Origin of the sequence: Actinomadura geliboluensis (assembly GCF_043197915.1) — a bacterium.
Taxonomy (GTDB): Bacteria; Actinomycetota; Actinomycetes; order Streptosporangiales; family Streptosporangiaceae; genus Spirillospora; species Spirillospora geliboluensis.
In genome coordinates, this window is record NZ_JBICUA010000009.1 from 176409 (window position 1) to 190607 (window position 14199).

The following is a 14199-nucleotide window of genomic DNA, read 5'->3' on the forward strand; positions in this document are numbered from 1 at the left end:
CCTGAGGCACGCGGCGGCCTGAGGCACGCGGCGGCCTGAGGCACGCGGCGGCCTGAGGCACGCGGCGGCGGTGGCCGGCCTCGTCGTCAGCCTCGCCGCCGCAGCCGGTACCACTGCGGGGACGTCCTGTTCATCGGCCAGCCCAGACCGGCGGTCTCGGCGGGCCGGACGTCGAGCATCTCCCAGTCCGGGAACGCGGCCTCGACCTCCGCCTGGGACACCCCGCCGATGCGCGAGCGGAGCCGGGTGACGCCGAAGGCGAGCATCAGCAGCGTCGCGCCGGGGTCGGCCAGCGCGGTGACCCCGCGCCCCTCGGCGCGCCGCTGCTCGGGCTGGAAACCCTGGAAGCAGCCGATGTCGATGAAGAAGCCGAACGTTCCGAGACCGGACGCCTCCAGGTCCGTCACGTCGCCCACCACGTACGTGACGCCTTCCTCCGCCTTGCTCCGGGCCGCCTCGATCGCGGCGGGGACGTAGTCGACCCCGACCGCCTCCCAGCCGCGCCGCGCCAGTTCGGGGGTGAACTGGCCGCGACCGCACCCGAGGTCGAGGGCCCGGCCGAGCGGCCGGGACCGGTCCGCCTCCTCCCGGTCGAGCAGCGCGGCGATGCTGTCCCCGGCGGCCTTGCCATAGCGCTCCCACGGCGTCATGCCGAAGCGGTACATGCGGGCGTAGTTCGTCATGCTCAGACCACCTGACCGGGAGGGAGTTCAGACGCCGTGCTCACCCTCCGCACGCTACCGGCCGATCTGATCATGGCGCCGCGGGGTGGCCTTCAGCGGCGAATCACCAGGTCCCGCGAGGTCGGTGCCGGTCATCGGTCTGTCTTCGCCGAAGAAGAGGTCAGCCGGGTCAGATCGGCGAGCACTTCGGAGACGGTCACCGGGTCGAGGCCGTCCGGGACGCTCGCGGCGGGCCGGTCGTTCCGGTAGCGGTCGGCGTACACGGCGAACCGGACGTCCGCCAAGGTCTGGTCGCCCATCTCGTCGGGCGCCCCCACGGGGAAGCCGCCGTCGTAGGTGGCGACCAGGTGCCGGTCGGCGGCGACACGGCGGGAGATGTACCACTCGATGCCGGCCTCCATCGCCGGGCCGCGCACCCAGCCGCGCCGGACGAGGCCGAGCAGGTCGCCGATCGGGGCCACCAGCCCCTCGAACCGGGTCAGCCGGCCGGTCTCGCGCTCCTCACCGGTGAGTTCGTGGACGGGCCGCGCCAGCTGCTCGAGCGGCTGCAGGATCTCGTAGTCGAGGAACACCTCCGACCACGCCTTCACCTCGCCGCCCAGGTGGACGGGGTGCGCGATGCCGACCAGCGCCGTCTCCGGAAGGGTGACGGTGTCGTCGGCGGAGTCGGCGAACGTCCCGTCCTCGGCGACGCGGAACGCGGGACCGTCCTCGGCCAGCCAGACCAGGCGCCGGACGAGATGCCCGGCGAGGGGATGCCCGACGAGGAAGTCGCGGAACTCCGCCACCGGCCAGCGGCGGCTCGTGACCATCGCGTTCTCGTAGCGGGCGAGCAGGTCGGTCGCGACCGTCCGGACGTCCTTCTTCAGGCCCGCGAACCGCTTGTAGGCGTCGGGGGCGAGCGCCGGGTCGTCGCCGGCTCCCGGCCGGGGCAGGGACTTGCGCCGCGCGCCGCCCTCGTCGGCGACCGCCGGCCGGAGCGCCTCGTCGAACCCGATGACGAACCGGCGCGGGCCGTAGTCGAGGGTGAGCGTCCCGGACGCGTCCAGCCCGAAGTCCGGGACGAGCCGGTCCGCGAGCTGCTCGGCGGACAGTTCGAGTTCGGCCGCGAGCTCCTGGATCTTCTCCTGCGCCCGTGCCTTCAGCCCCTTGAACTTCACCCGCTGCGAGATCGAGTGCAGGTGCATCAGGGCGGTGTCGGTGCCGACGGCGGCGAGGACGTCCAGGCCCGCCACGGCCTTGGCGTGCCCGCCCTCCCCGGGCCACGCCCGGATGACCGGGGTGAGGCGGCGGACCGTCTCGTCGTCGCCGGTCAGCGCCAGCTGGGTGAGCGCCCAGCCGTCCGCGGACGGCGCGCCGCACACCTCCCACCAGCGGAACAGCGCCCACCCGAACGCGGCGAGGGACGCCGGATCGCACAGCTCGCGGACGACCCCCACGCCCGCGTACGCGTCCCCGGGCTTCGACATCGCCAGCATCGTCAGCACGTGCCCGGCCGCCTCGTCCGGGAGGGCCCGCTCGCGGCCGCGCAGCAGCAGTTGCGGGAGCATGCGCGGCTCCGCCCAGTCGACGACCGGGATCTTCTTGGGCAGATCGTCCAGGGGGTCCCGGGCCAGCAGCGCCTCGACCGCGGCGGCGGCCTTGTCGCCGTGGACCCGCGCCGCCTCCACGATCGGCTCCGGGCCGTGCCGGCCGGCGATGAAGCGCAGCGCGGCTTCAGCGGCACGCCGCGCGGAGCCCGCCTTGCCCAGCGCGTCCGGGACGAGGGAGGGTGCGGCGGCGGTTCCGTGGCGCCGCAGCCACGCGCGGGCCGTCCTGCCCCCGGACTTCAGCCGGACGAGCCAGTCGGCCATCGTCACCGCGACCTCGTCGGTGAGCAGCGGCAGCAGGTACTGCCCGAACGCGCCCGGGTCGCGGACGGCGACCGCCAGCGCCGGGCCGCACGCCTGCGTCCCGTGGCGTGCGACGAGCGGCGGCAGCCACTCGTGCACCTCCCACATCTCGTTGTCGCCGGGCTCCCACCGCGGCAGCAGCGGCCGCACCAGATCCTCGGGCCCCCGGAGGAACAGGACGGGGCGCTCGGTCATGGAGAAGCCGCGTCCCTCCTCGACGTCCGCGGCCCGCTGGGCGAAATCGGTGCCCTCGGCCCGCCGGTCCCACAGGTCGGCCTCCCGCGCCGCCCAGACGTCGCGTTCACCGGGACCCCAGACAACGGCGTTGGAGCCGGGCGCGGGCAGATCCTTGATGACGACGGGCTTGACCGCCTTGCGCGGACGCGTCCACGGCGGCTCGGTCAGCAGCGGCGGCACGTCCGACGTCTGCGGGACGCGCGTGTTCGCGTCGAGGATCTCCTGGATCCGCGCCCGCCGCTCGGCCGGGAGGCCGGGCGCGACCTCCGCCGCGATGCCGGGGTTGGCGCGGACGTGCGCGGACAGCAACTCGGCCGCCCGCGGCTCCGGCGACTCCGGCAGCAGCCGCATCGCCCGCACGGGCTGGCGGCGGGCGGTGGCCAGCAGGGCCGGCACGACCTCGGGGCGGTCGACCCGCTCGACGAGGGCCCGCAGCGCCTCGTCCCGGGGGAGCGGAGGAAAGAACCCCAGCAGCGTCCGAGTCCGGTCGGTGCCGGTCATGTAAGGGCCGTCCAGGGCCTCGATCAGCAGCCGCACCACCGCATCGACGCCGATGCCGTCGAGCAGCGTCGCGACGACGTCGCGCCGGCACTCGAAGCCGAGCGGAAGCCCCAGCTCGGCGGGCTGGTGCGGCCGGCCGAGCGCGCAGAGCGTCAGCCACCCCGGCAGGTGGCCGAGCCGGATCTCCCCGGGCCGCGCCCACAGGTCCTCGACCCACTCCTCCCGGGTCGGGAGCAGATACGCGGCGACGGCCTTCTGCAGCGGATGATCGCGGACGTCCCCGACCAGTGCGACGGCCTCGGCGTACACGTCCTCGGGCGCCGCGGCCAGCCGACCGCGCAGCGCCCGGCCGCTCTCCCTGGTCAGCCACCAGTCGCAGTGGAGCTCATCGGTACGGTGCCGCCGCAGCGTCATCGCCCGCAGCTCAGCACGGCGCCGCTCGGTGCCCAGCCGCACCGGCAGACCGGTGGCGCGGATGCACGCGGGGTTGTCGGCGTAGATCCCCGCCCACTCCATCCAGGCCCGCGCCGCGAACGCGATGCCGTGCTCGGCGACCAGGGCGTCGATGAAGAGCCGGTCGGGCGGCGGCTCGGAGAACTCCGACATCTCGTTCAACGGGGCGGTGATGTACGCGATCGCCGCCGCGCCGAGCGGATTCGCCTCCCCGCCCAGGTGAGCGCGCGCCGCCTCCGCGATGCCGCCCTCGGTACCCGGCAGCCCGAGCACCACCTCGATGTCGTCGCGCACGGCGTCAACGAGCGCCCGCGCACCCTCGACGGCGTCCGCCACGAGCCCCGGCGCGCCCGGCACGTCCCCCCGGTCCCGCCGCGCATGCCGCACCCGCCGCCACCCCTCCGGCATGACGAACGCGTCCTCACCGCTCCCCGTGTCGATCATGAAGAAACCGTAGAACAGCTCACCGACAACTCACCTCGAATCCACCCATCGCTGCTCGCCGGAGTTGGCGCGGGGCCCGCGCACCGGGAGGGGTGGGGGTTGTCAGTGGGTGGTGCGTTGGTGGTCAGTGGGTGCGGACAGGGTGCTGTTCATCGAGGGAGACACCTGATGGAGGTTCAAGCATGAACGGCACTGGAATGCGTGGCGAGGTCCACATCGATGGGCGGCGGTTGTCCTTTCTGGACTTCGGTGGGGCGGGACGGCCGCTGCTGGCTCTGCACGGGCATCTCTACGAGGGGCGGACGTGGGAGCAGCTGGCCGAAGCGTTGGCGCCGCAGTGGCGGGTCATCGCGCCTGATCAGCGGGGGCACGGGGACTCTGACCGGGCCGCCTCCTACACGCGTGACGACTACGTCGATGATGCGGTCGCGCTGCTCGACCATCTGGGGATCGACCAGGTTGTGACGCTCGGTCACTCCGGCGGCGGCATCACCGCCTTTCAGATCGCCGCCCGGCATCCCGGACGCGTGACGGGGATCGTCAATGTCGAGGGCCCGGTTTGCGACCTCGACGACGGGCCCAGCGCACTGTCGTTCGTGCTGTCGATGCCCTACAGCGCGTCCAGCCGGGAGGCGCTTCTGGACGCCATCGGCCCGCTGGCGCCGCTGCTCGGTGACAAGCTCCGGCCCACCGGGGACGGTGGCTGGCGCCTGCCGTTCCATCCGCAGGACACCATCGCCTCAGAGGAGGGAACGCGGGGCGACCACTGGGCCGACTGGATTGCCAGCGATTGCCCCGCTCTGTTCGTGATGGCCCGTAGCAGCCAGGTCATCACGGCCGAGGAGGGCCGTGAGATCGTCGGTCGGCGGGCCAACACTCGTCTTGCCGAGCTCGACGGCGACCACTTCGTCCACACCACGGACCCTGCGGGATTTGCCGCCGCCGTCAAAGGTTTTCTGGACGTTCTCGGCTGAAGGGGGAGGGGATCGGCAGGTTCTCTGCCGATCCCCGTTCTGCGGTCGGCGGAACGGCTAGGGGGTGACAGTGCCGCCGATTTACGATGTGCGCATGGCCGAGACCGTCCGACCGCTCATGCCCGCCGACGAGACGCCGACCGAGAGCCGCCCGCCGGCGGAGCCGCTGTGGCGCGACGCGCTCGGCGGCCGGCTGAGGGAGTTGCGCCGTGAGCGCGGCGAGACGCTGGTGGAGACCGCGCGCCGTGCGGGAGTCTCGCCGCAGTACCTCTCCGAGATGGAGCGGGGTGTCAAGGAGCCGTCGAGCGAGATGATCGCCGCGGTCGCCGGCGCCCTGGACATGACGCTCGCCGACCTGACGCTCGCGGTCGCGACGAGCCTGCTGGCCGTGCCGGCCGGACGGGCTCCGGCCGGCCCGACGTGCCAGGCCGCCTACGCGCTCGCCGCGTAAGGCGTCACACCACGGGGAGCGGCTGCCGCTCCTCGAGCACCAGGTCGATGAGGCCGTAGTCCAGCGCGCCCTGCGCGGTGAAGACGCGGTCGCGGTCGGTGTCGGTGCGCAGCGTCGCGGTGTCCTGGCCGGTGTGCCGCGCGAGGATGCGTTCGATGTCCGAGCGCACACGGACGACCTCGTCCGCCTGGAGGATGAGGTCCGGGATCGCCCCGCGGCTCTGCCCCATCGGCTGGTGCAGGACGACGCGGGTGTGCGGCAGCGCGGCGCGCTTGCCGGGGGCGCCCGCGGCCAGGAGCACCGCGCCGACGGCGACCGCCTGCCCCACGCATGTCGTCGCCACCTGCGCGCGGATGTAGCGCAGCGTGTCGTACACCGCCAGCATCGCGCTCGGGTCTCCGCCCTCGCAGTTGATGTACAGCTGGATGTCGCGCTCCGGGTTGTCGGCCTCCAGGTGCAGCAGCTGCGCGACGAGGGCGTTCGCGACTCCCGCGTCGATGGCGGTGCCGAGGTAGATGATCCGCTCCGTCAGCAGGTGCGAGTAGACGTCCATGATCCGTTCACCGCGCGGGTGCTGCGCGATGACGTTCGGGATCGTGTAGGTGCTCATCGGGCGGCTCCTTCGGGGTGGACGCGGAGTCCGACGGGGCGGTGGGTCGGCGGCGCGATCTCGTCGAAGGTGCTGACGATCGAGTCGATGAACCCGTATTCGAGCGCTTCCCGCGCCGTGTACCAGCGGTCGTGGAGGGAGTCCTCGAAGATCCGGTCGAGGGGCTGCCCGGTGTCCTCGGCGATGAGCCCGAGCACCGTGTCGCGGGTGTGTCGCAGGTCGCCCGCCTGCAGTTCGATGTCGACGGCGGCGCCGGCGATCCCGGCGGAGCCCTGGTGCATCAGCACGCGGGCGTGCGGCATGGCGCGGCGCTTGCCGCGGGTGCCGGACGACAGCAGGAACTGGCCGGCGCTGTAGGCGATGCCGAGCACCGTCGTGGACACGTCGCACGGGAGGAGCCGCATGACGTCGCGGATCGCGAGCATCGACGGCACCGACCCGCCGGGGGAGTGGATCCACAGCGCGATGTCGGCGGACGCGTCCTCCCGCGCCAGGGTGATCATCTGGGTGGCCAGCAGCGTGCCGTTGTCGTCGTCGAGCGGGCCGTCCAGCACGAGGACGCGCTGGTGGTAGAGCTCGTTCCGCACTCGTTCGTTGAACAACGGGATTTTCTGTTCCTCGCTCATGCCCTCACTTTGCGCCGCCCCCGGCACCGGTGATAGCCGCATCTGCCCACGGCAGATCTGCTCAGAGCAGCGTGGGCACTACAGGCGTCCGCCGGGCGGGGTCCAGTTGATGACGGGGTCGGCCTGGCGGAGGACGAGGTTCTGCCCCAGCCGGCCGGCGGCCCACATGCCCGCGTCGCGGAGGGCCACCGCCAGCGGGTTCCGCATCCGGGTGAGGCGGGAGATCTGCTGGGACCGCTTCATGATCGCCGCCGTGCGGTCCCGCCGGGCGGCGGTGTACCCGGCGAGCCCGGCGCCTTCCGTGACCTCGTATGCGAGCGTCACGCCGTCCTCGATCGCCTGGCAGGCGCCCTGGCCGAGGTTGGGCGTCATGGGATGGGCGGCATCGCCCAGCAGGACGATCCGGTCGCGGTGCAGGGCGGGGAGCGGGCGCGGCATGAAGAAGATGTCGTTGCGCAGGATGCGCGCGGGGTCGGCCTGGTGCAGCAGCTCGGGGATCGGGTCGTGCCAGGCGCCGAAGAGGCGCAGCAGTTCACCCTTCTCGTCCGGCGCCGTCGTCCCCGCCGGGGCGGGCGCGGTGGCGTAGCAATAGACCCGGCCGCCGGCGATCGGGTTGAGCCCGAAGACCAGGCCGCGGCCCCACGTCTCGGAGAAGGAGCCGTTCCCCAGCGGGTCGGCGGCGAGCAGCCGCCAGGCCGTCAGGCCCGTGTACCGCGGCTCGGGGTGCGCGGGGAACAGCGCGGACCGCACGCCGGAGCCGATGCCGTCGGCGGCGACGACGAGGTCCGCGCTCTCCACGCCTTCGGAGGTGGTCACCGTCCCGTCGGGAGAGGCCGACTCGACGGTGACGCCGAGGCGGACCTCCGCCGGGTCGAGCAGCCCCTGCAGCAGGTCGACGAGGGTGGCGCGCAGCAGGACGACGGTCGGGTCGCCGAACCGCGCGGCGGCGGCCTCGGCGCTGGTGCGGCTCAGCCAGCCGCCGCCCGGCCGCCGGATCCCGCCGTCGCCGGCGAACGTCGCGAGCTCGCGGACCCGGTCCCCGATGCCGAGGGTGTCGAGGGCGCGCAGCGCGTTGGGCATCATCGCCAGCCCGGACCCGACCGGCTCCAGCGTCGGGGCCCGCTCCAGGACGCCGACCGCCCAGCCGCGGCCCTTGAGCGCCGCGGCGGCGGTCAGCCCGCCGATCCCGCCACCGATCACGATCGCCTTCACCGCACACCTCCACTACGTCTGTAGTTCAGACTACGGATGTAGTGATCGTTCGGCAAGTAGGGTGTCCGACCATGGGAACGACGCGCGCCGAGCTGGTCGCCGAGACCGCCATCGCGCTGCTGGCCGAGCGCGGGATGCGCGGGCTGACCCACCGGGCCGTGGACGCCGCCGCCGGACTGCCCCCCGGTGCCGCCTCCAACGTCGCGCGCACCCGCGCGGCCCTGCTGGAACTGGCCCTGGCACGGCTGAACGAACTCGAGGAGCGGCAGTTCGCCGCGCTCGGGATCGCGTCCGTCCCCGACCGGCCGGAACCCGCGACCGACCTGCTCGCGCGGCTGCTGCACGCGCAGCTCACCCAGGGCAGGCGGCGCACCCTCGCCCGCTACGAGCTGGCGCTGGAGGCCACCCGGCGCCCGGAACTGCGGTCGCTGTACGACGCGAGCGGCCGCCACTTCCGGGAGCCGGCCGTCGCGCTGATGGCGGCCCTGGGCTCCGCCGACCCGCAGAACGACGGGCGCCGCCTCGTGGCCTACGCCGAGGGCGTCATGTTCTACGCGCTCGCCGGCGCCGGCGAGGATCCGACACTGGACGAACTGCGCCGCGATGTGGCCGCCTTCCTCGCCGGCCTCCTGCGCTGATCCGCGCCGGGTGCAACGGCCTCGCGCGGACAATTCGTCGTGGCACGCGCCGGGCGGGCTCGCGTACTCAGATATGTCGCGACGGCAATAGATGATTTGTCATTTGCGCGGGGCTGACTAAGCACTCGCATGGCGTCTCGGCTGTCGTCAGGGCCCGGCCGGACGGGCGCCGCCGGGTTTTGCGCAACCCGGAAATCGGGCGGCCGATCGAACGGAACTCTGTCGACGACCTACGGTCCCTTGGTGGTCCCGCCCTACCCGCGCTGTTTCACTGAAAGAAAGGGTGCGAGGAGAGGAGATGCCATGTCGGCCCCACCGTTCCAGCCCCCGCTGATGAAATATCCGCCGATCACGAGCGGCACGACCGTCCAGATGTGGCAGCAGCAGATGAAGAACCGCGGCTGGAACATCGCCCCGGACGGCAAGTACGGCCAGGGCAGCCAGCGGATCTGCCGGAACTTCCAGCAGGAGCACCAGCTGAACGCCGACGGGATCGTCGGGCCGATCACCTGGCGGGCCGCCTGGGAGGCCCCGAGCACGCAGCCCCCGCCCGCGCCGGCCGACGTCCTGCGGGTCGGCTCCTACGGCGACGCCGTCGTCACCTGGGAGCGGCAGGCGGACGGCCGCGGCTGGCGGATCAAGAACATCGACGGCTCCTTCGACGAGGAGACCGCCGTCGCGTGCCGGGCCCTGCAGGCGGCCCTCGGCCTCCCCGTGACGGGGCAGGTCGACCGCGCGACCTGGGAGGCCGCCTGGCGCGAGCGGGTCGCGATCGCCGTCTGACGGCGGCCCGGATCCGGGAGTGCGGATGAGCCGAGTGATCGGCCGGGCGCCCGGCGCCTCGCGGTTCCGGGGGTGGCGGCACGAGCGCGGTTCCTGGGTGCTCTGCGAAGAGGTGCGCGCGGGCGTCCACGAGCTCGGCGCGCTCCTGGCCGCCCGCCGGGACCACGGAGAGATGTCCGCCCGCGACGCCCAACTGCTGCACGGCGCTGAGGAGGCGCTGAAGCGGGCAGAGAACGCTGTGGACGCCGTTGCCCACAGCAGGTTCTTGTCCGGAGCCCATATAACGACCGCCCAACTCCATCTGAATTCGGGGCGGTCCCTGTGGATGCGGACGCTCTCGCCGTTGGAGCTGCAGTCGTACCTGCCCGCCATGTACGCGACGGTCAAGCAGCACCTGCCGCCGACCGACGAGAACCGAGTGTTCGTGGAGCGAATCGCCCGGGAGACCTGCGACGCGCAGGAGGCCGGACGGTCCGTGCCGCTCACCGACGCGCAGCTGATCAGCCTCGTCGCGGCGGTGGACGCGGCCCGGCAGGCCGCGCTGCGCGAGAAGCTGCGCGCCGAGAGCTTCGTGCGGATCGTCCAGTGGATCACCGTGTTCCTGTGCGCGGTCGTCATCCTCATCGGGGTGCTGTCGGCGCTGTGGACGACGGCCGTCCCGCTGTGCTTCACCCCGTCGCCGAGCCCCGGCTCGCAGGGCGAGTTCGGCGTCGTCTGCCCGACGAACGCGGCGGCGTCCGTGCCCGCCGGGGACCTCACGGCGCGGACCCGCGAGGTGGCGGGCTGGGGCGACTACATCGTCGTCGAGTTCGTCGGCCTCGTCGCGGCCGGGATCGCGGCGGCGTCGGCGCTGCGGAAGATCCGCGGCACGTCCACCGCGTTCGGCATCCCGGTCGCGCTGGCGATGCTCAAGCTGCCGACCGGGGCCATCACCGCGGTGCTCGGCCTGCTGCTGATGCGCGGCGCGTTCATCCCCGGGCTCAGCGCGCTGGACTCCTCGGCGCAGATCATCGCCTGGGCCGTCGTCCTCGGCTACTCGCAGGAGCTGTTCACCAAGTTCGTCGACCGGCAGGGGCAGGCCGTCCTCGACAGCGTCCGGGACCCGGCGCACACCGCCCTGCCCCCGGCCCCGGCTCCGCGAGGCCCGGCGGACCGGCCGCCACCACCACCGCAGCAGTGAGGCTGGACGCTTCTGAAGCGTCCAGCCTCACTGACCGTCCCTTTCAGACTCCGTAATCGGCGATTGGCATCGCGGTCCTGCTCACTTCGCGATCAGGAGCCGATCGCCGGTGCGGGAGAGGACGGTGATGCCGAACGGCGCGCCGCCGCGTCCCTCCGGGAAGGTGACGGCGATGCGGTTCGCCCCCTGCCACGCCCAGTGGCCCCGCACCGGACGCGGACGGTCGTCGGGCCCGGGGCGATGCTCGATGAACGTGCCGTCCGCGCCGAACTCGATCCGGCGCCGCGGCCGCCGCGCGGGACGGAACGGGTGGTCGGCGGGCCGGTACACCGCCGCCTCCCCGGTGTCCTCCTCGAAGGCGTGGATCCAGGCGCCGGTCACGTCCGGCGGCGGACCGTTCATGCGGTCCCCTCTCCCCGGCGGGTCACTTGCCGGACTCGTGCCCGACGAGCCCCAGCATGTTCTGGATGTCGGCGAGGACCTCCTTGGTCAGCCGCTCGGAGTCGTGCAGGAGCCGCTCCACGTCGCCGTCCTCCGCCTGCGCCTGGGCGGGCGCCACCGCCGCCGCGGGCTGCTTCGCGGGCGCCGCCTGCCGCGCGACCAGGAAGGAGGCCCGCGCCCCCTCCAGGCAGGCGTTGATCCGCTCCCGCTGCCCCTGGGTGAACATGAACATGCTGTCGTCGTCGACGTAGTCCATGTAGTTCATGAACATGTCGCCGTTCGGCCCGTTGTCGCACGTCACGTGCGGGAAGGCCGGCTTGCCGACGTTGGAGTCCGCCTGGTTCGGCGTGTCGGCCACCCGGTCGTCGTTGCTGCACGCGCCGTCGTCGTCGCCCCAGATGTGGAAGAGGTCGAGCCAGTGGCCGATCTCGTGGGTGGCGGTGCGGCCCCCGTCGTACGGGGCGGTGGCGGTGCCGGTCGTCCCGAAGGCCGTGTGCAGGATGACCACGCCGTCGGTCGGCGGCGGTCCGCCGGGGAACTGCGCGTAGCCGAGCAGACCGCCGCCCAGCCGGCACACCCACACGTTGAGGTACTGGTCGGTCGGCCACGGGTCGGAGCCGCCCGTCGCGGCCGCCTTCACCCCGTCGTCCACGTCGAAGGAGGTCCGGTCGGTGGCGGCCCGGATGATGCCGTCGGTGGGGTCGCCCAGCGGGTCCACGGTGGCCAGGGCGAACTCGACCTCGTTGTCGGCGATCAGCGTCCGCCACACCTCCGGCACCCGCGACACGTCGGGGTTGGCCGCCCTGAAGTCGCGGTTGAGGACGTCGATCTGCGAGTGGATCTGCGCGTCGTCGATGTTCTGCTCCGGCGTGTTGTGGACGACGTGGACCACCACGGGGAGGGTGACCACTCCGCGGCGCACCGAACTGCGCCGCCCGGTCTCGTACTGGAGTGCCCGGCTCTCGATCCGGGCGCGCTGCGCGCGGTAGGTCATGCTCTCGTTCAGCAGCCGGCGGTGCACGTGCATGGCGCCGCACAGGTCGCGTCTCGGTGCCGGGAAGTTCTCGGTCATGGCGAAGTCCTTTCACGTCTCACCGGCCCCGCGTGGGGCCTGCCCTGCCGGTAGACCTACCTGCCCCGCCCGAGTCTTAAGTCGCGAAAACCCAAAAACATCCAAAATCAGGCAACTATTGCAGTTTCAACCCTTTCATGAGGTAAGCGAAGTACATGCCGCTCGAAAACCCGGTTTCCGGCGTTGCGCTCCGGCAATGCACCGGCGCCGTCTTGAAGGGGCGGAGGGCGCCCGGTCGTGTTGAACGTGATGCGGCGGGTGCTGCACCACGGCCCGATGCGCCATCGGTGTATTGAGGCTAAAGAACCGTGCACGCAGGTGAAAGAAAAGACCCCGGTCGTGGCCACATCCTTTGGGAGGAAAGCAGAACGGAAAGGGGAAGGCATGAAAACCAGCCGTATGGCGGGGCTCGCCACGTCGGCCGCGGCAGCGTTCGTCCTGTCCACGGCCGGCGCGGCGCAGGCCGCGCCCGCCGGGACGACCGACGTGAACGGGCCGTCCGGCTGCAACTGGAACGTGTGCGTTTACACGGCGTACACCGGCCTGGGCTACCAGGTCTGGGCGGAGTTCGACCACACCACCGTCAATGACGGGCATCTCGACGTCTGGGGGCCGGGCCTTTCGCGCCGGTCCTCGCCGAACGGCTACTGGCCCGCCGGCCACGACACGCAGCGCTGGTCCGCGCGGGGGACCGGGCAGGTGTGCGCCGAGGGCTGGTCCCGCGTCGCCGGGCAATGGCACTCGGTGGGCCTGCCCTGCGTGACCATCTGACCCGCGGCCGGCGCGCTCCGCGGCCGCGCGGCGCGGGCCAGAACGGGGGCGAGGGCCCCGGACGGTGTTGCCGCACGTCCGGGGCCTGCTCACGCATGCCATCACCGTGTATCGGCGCTGGCGGTTGCGGCGGCGCGGCCTCCCGGGTGATGCTGCTGGTCGAACCCCGCGGCGCCAACAGCTTTGGTGGGTCATGGACGTGGTCAGTTTCGCCGCCGTTCCGGCGAAAGAGCGGTTCGCCTTCTGGCGCGAGATGAGCGCGAAGATGTGGATGCCGCTGGATGCGCACAGCGAGCCCCATCTGGAGGACACGTTCCAGGCCCATGTCGCACTCGGCGGGCTCGGCTCCGTCCAGGCGACCCTGCTGACCGCGAGGTCGCTGACGATCCAGCGCACGCCCCGGCTCATCCGCCAGTCGGACCCGGAGACCTTCTTCATCACCTGCGCCGTACGCGGTGAGGCCACAGCGGAACAAGCCGGCCGCGACGCGGAACTGCGCACCGGGGACCTGATGCTCCGTGACAGCTCACGTCCCTACCTGACCAGATTCGGATCGACGGACCCTGCGGGCGGCCAACTGCTCTCATTGCAGTTCCCGCGCTCCGTGCTGCCCTTACCCGAACGGGGGCTGCGGGATCTCAGCGCGGTCCGGATCCGTGGCGATCGGGGCATCGGTGCGCTGGCCTCGCAGTACCTGCTGGAGCTGGCTCGGCGCCTCGAACAGTTCAGTGCGGCCGAGGCGTCGCGAGTGTCCACGCTGACTCTCGACGTCCTGACCGCCGCGTTGGCCGACGCCCTGGAGGCCGGCAGCGCGGTACCGCCCGGCAGCCGGCGGCGCGCGCTCCTCGCCCAGATCCACGCCTTCATCCGGACGAACCTGGGCGACGCGCACCTGACCCCGAGCGCGATCGCCGCCGCCCACCACATCTCGCTGAGCTACCTGCACCAGTTGTTCCGCGCCGAGGAGCGCACCGTCGCGGGCTGGATCCGCGAACGCCGCCTGGAACAGTGCCGGCGCGACCTGAGCGACCCGCTGCTCACCGCCACCCCGATCGGCGCCATCGCGGCCCGCTGGGGCTTCACCAGCTCGGCCCACTTCAGCCAGGCGTTCCGCGCCGCCTACGGCCTCTCACCCCGCCAGTTCCGCCGGACGGCGGCGACCAGCTCCCCATAGGGCCAGCCACCCATAAGCCCAGGCCACGTGCCGCGTCCGTCGGGAGTGCACGCTCAC

Annotated in this window: 14 protein-coding genes; 7 read left to right on the forward strand and 7 right to left on the reverse strand. The window is 72.6% G+C overall.

Features of this window, described 5'->3' with window-relative positions; translation table 11 throughout:
* Positions 1–86: 86 nt before the first annotated feature.
* Together ACGFI1_RS27955 and ACGFI1_RS27960 are read right to left on the reverse strand one after the other, a co-directional pair.
* Positions 87–683 (reverse strand): class I SAM-dependent methyltransferase, encoded by a 597-nt coding sequence (locus ACGFI1_RS27955; protein ID WP_392789364.1) that lies wholly within the window; start codon positions 681–683, stop codon positions 87–89.
* Positions 684–814: 131 nt separating this feature from the next.
* Entirely contained in the window at positions 815–4210 is a 3396-nt protein-coding gene (locus ACGFI1_RS27960) for a DUF4132 domain-containing protein (protein ID WP_392789366.1), read from the reverse strand.
* Between the two features lie 182 nt (positions 4211–4392).
* Here ACGFI1_RS27960 and ACGFI1_RS27965 point away from each other — a divergent pair, with 182 nt between their 5' ends.
* Together ACGFI1_RS27965 and ACGFI1_RS27970 are read left to right on the forward strand one after the other, a co-directional pair.
* Positions 4393–5184, forward strand: a complete 792-nt coding sequence (locus tag ACGFI1_RS27965; protein ID WP_392789368.1) for an alpha/beta fold hydrolase — start codon at positions 4393–4395, stop codon at positions 5182–5184.
* A gap of 94 nt (positions 5185–5278) precedes the next feature.
* The gene (locus ACGFI1_RS27970; RefSeq protein ID WP_138639810.1) at positions 5279–5635 is read left to right on the forward strand and encodes a helix-turn-helix domain-containing protein; all 357 of its coding nucleotides are present in this window, start codon (positions 5279–5281) and stop codon (positions 5633–5635) included.
* A gap of 4 nt (positions 5636–5639) precedes the next feature.
* Here the strand turns inward: ACGFI1_RS27970 and ACGFI1_RS27975 are convergent, their stop codons facing one another.
* From ACGFI1_RS27975 to ACGFI1_RS27985, 3 genes are all read right to left on the reverse strand, one after another.
* Positions 5640–6245 (reverse strand): ClpP family protease, encoded by a 606-nt coding sequence (locus ACGFI1_RS27975; protein WP_386873966.1) that lies wholly within the window; start codon positions 6243–6245, stop codon positions 5640–5642.
* Complete coding sequence (locus ACGFI1_RS27980) at positions 6242–6871, reverse strand: ClpP family protease (protein WP_386873965.1); 630 nt, start codon at positions 6869–6871, stop codon at positions 6242–6244. Before ACGFI1_RS27980 ends, ACGFI1_RS27975 begins: the two co-directional genes overlap by 4 nt.
* Positions 6872–6949: 78 nt before the next feature.
* The gene (locus tag ACGFI1_RS27985; RefSeq protein WP_392789372.1) at positions 6950–8083 is read right to left on the reverse strand and encodes an FAD-dependent monooxygenase; all 1134 of its coding nucleotides are present in this window, start codon (positions 8081–8083) and stop codon (positions 6950–6952) included.
* Between the two features lie 71 nt (positions 8084–8154).
* Between ACGFI1_RS27985 and ACGFI1_RS27990 the strand changes: the two genes are divergently transcribed.
* From ACGFI1_RS27990 to ACGFI1_RS28000, 3 genes are all read left to right on the forward strand, one after another.
* Positions 8155–8721, forward strand: a complete 567-nt coding sequence (locus ACGFI1_RS27990) for a TetR/AcrR family transcriptional regulator (protein ID WP_387072675.1) — start codon at positions 8155–8157, stop codon at positions 8719–8721.
* A 303-nt stretch (positions 8722–9024) separates the two neighbouring features.
* Entirely contained in the window at positions 9025–9504 is a 480-nt protein-coding gene (locus tag ACGFI1_RS27995) for a peptidoglycan-binding domain-containing protein (protein WP_392789374.1), read from the forward strand.
* A gap of 25 nt (positions 9505–9529) precedes the next feature.
* Complete coding sequence (locus tag ACGFI1_RS28000; protein ID WP_392789377.1) at positions 9530–10684, forward strand: hypothetical protein; 1155 nt, start codon at positions 9530–9532, stop codon at positions 10682–10684.
* Positions 10685–10765: 81 nt separating this feature from the next.
* Here the strand turns inward: ACGFI1_RS28000 and ACGFI1_RS28005 are convergent, their stop codons facing one another.
* The gene (locus ACGFI1_RS28005; RefSeq protein WP_386873960.1) at positions 10766–11086 is read right to left on the reverse strand and encodes a hypothetical protein; all 321 of its coding nucleotides are present in this window, start codon (positions 11084–11086) and stop codon (positions 10766–10768) included.
* A 22-nt stretch (positions 11087–11108) separates the two neighbouring features.
* The gene (locus ACGFI1_RS28010; RefSeq protein WP_392789379.1) at positions 11109–12197 is read right to left on the reverse strand and encodes a zinc metalloprotease; all 1089 of its coding nucleotides are present in this window, start codon (positions 12195–12197) and stop codon (positions 11109–11111) included.
* Positions 12198–12581: 384 nt separating this feature from the next.
* Here ACGFI1_RS28010 and ACGFI1_RS28015 point away from each other — a divergent pair, with 384 nt between their 5' ends.
* On the forward strand, positions 12582–12968 hold the full coding sequence (locus ACGFI1_RS28015) for a hypothetical protein (RefSeq protein WP_392789382.1): 387 nt from the start codon (positions 12582–12584) through the stop codon (positions 12966–12968).
* A 193-nt stretch (positions 12969–13161) separates the two neighbouring features.
* Positions 13162–14142, forward strand: coding sequence for a helix-turn-helix domain-containing protein (locus ACGFI1_RS28020; protein WP_392789385.1), 981 nt, complete (start codon positions 13162–13164; stop codon positions 14140–14142).
* Positions 14143–14199 lie beyond the last annotated feature (57 nt).

What these genes read in the sequence shown, in the direction of transcription:
- ACGFI1_RS28005 (WP_386873960.1), bottom strand. Translation starts at nt 11,086, where the DNA reads ATGAACGGTCCGCCGCCGGACGTGACCGGCGCCTGGATCCACGCCTTC.
- ACGFI1_RS27980 (WP_386873965.1), bottom strand. Translation starts at nt 6,871, where the DNA reads ATGAGCGAGGAACAGAAAATCCCGTTGTTCAACGAACGAGTGCGGAAC.
- ACGFI1_RS28015 (WP_392789382.1), top strand. Translation starts at nt 12,582, where the DNA reads ATGAAAACCAGCCGTATGGCGGGGCTCGCCACGTCGGCCGCGGCAGCG.
- ACGFI1_RS27970 (WP_138639810.1), top strand. Translation starts at nt 5,279, where the DNA reads ATGGCCGAGACCGTCCGACCGCTCATGCCCGCCGACGAGACGCCGACC.
- ACGFI1_RS28020 (WP_392789385.1), top strand. Translation starts at nt 13,162, where the DNA reads ATGGACGTGGTCAGTTTCGCCGCCGTTCCGGCGAAAGAGCGGTTCGCC.
- ACGFI1_RS27960 (WP_392789366.1), bottom strand. Translation starts at nt 4,210, where the DNA reads ATGATCGACACGGGGAGCGGTGAGGACGCGTTCGTCATGCCGGAGGGG.
- ACGFI1_RS27955 (WP_392789364.1), bottom strand. Translation starts at nt 683, where the DNA reads ATGACGAACTACGCCCGCATGTACCGCTTCGGCATGACGCCGTGGGAG.
- ACGFI1_RS27995 (WP_392789374.1), top strand. Translation starts at nt 9,025, where the DNA reads ATGTCGGCCCCACCGTTCCAGCCCCCGCTGATGAAATATCCGCCGATC.
- ACGFI1_RS27975 (WP_386873966.1), bottom strand. Translation starts at nt 6,245, where the DNA reads ATGAGCACCTACACGATCCCGAACGTCATCGCGCAGCACCCGCGCGGT.
- ACGFI1_RS28000 (WP_392789377.1), top strand. Translation starts at nt 9,530, where the DNA reads ATGAGCCGAGTGATCGGCCGGGCGCCCGGCGCCTCGCGGTTCCGGGGG.
- ACGFI1_RS27990 (WP_387072675.1), top strand. Translation starts at nt 8,155, where the DNA reads ATGGGAACGACGCGCGCCGAGCTGGTCGCCGAGACCGCCATCGCGCTG.
- ACGFI1_RS27965 (WP_392789368.1), top strand. Translation starts at nt 4,393, where the DNA reads ATGAACGGCACTGGAATGCGTGGCGAGGTCCACATCGATGGGCGGCGG.
- ACGFI1_RS28010 (WP_392789379.1), bottom strand. Translation starts at nt 12,197, where the DNA reads ATGACCGAGAACTTCCCGGCACCGAGACGCGACCTGTGCGGCGCCATG.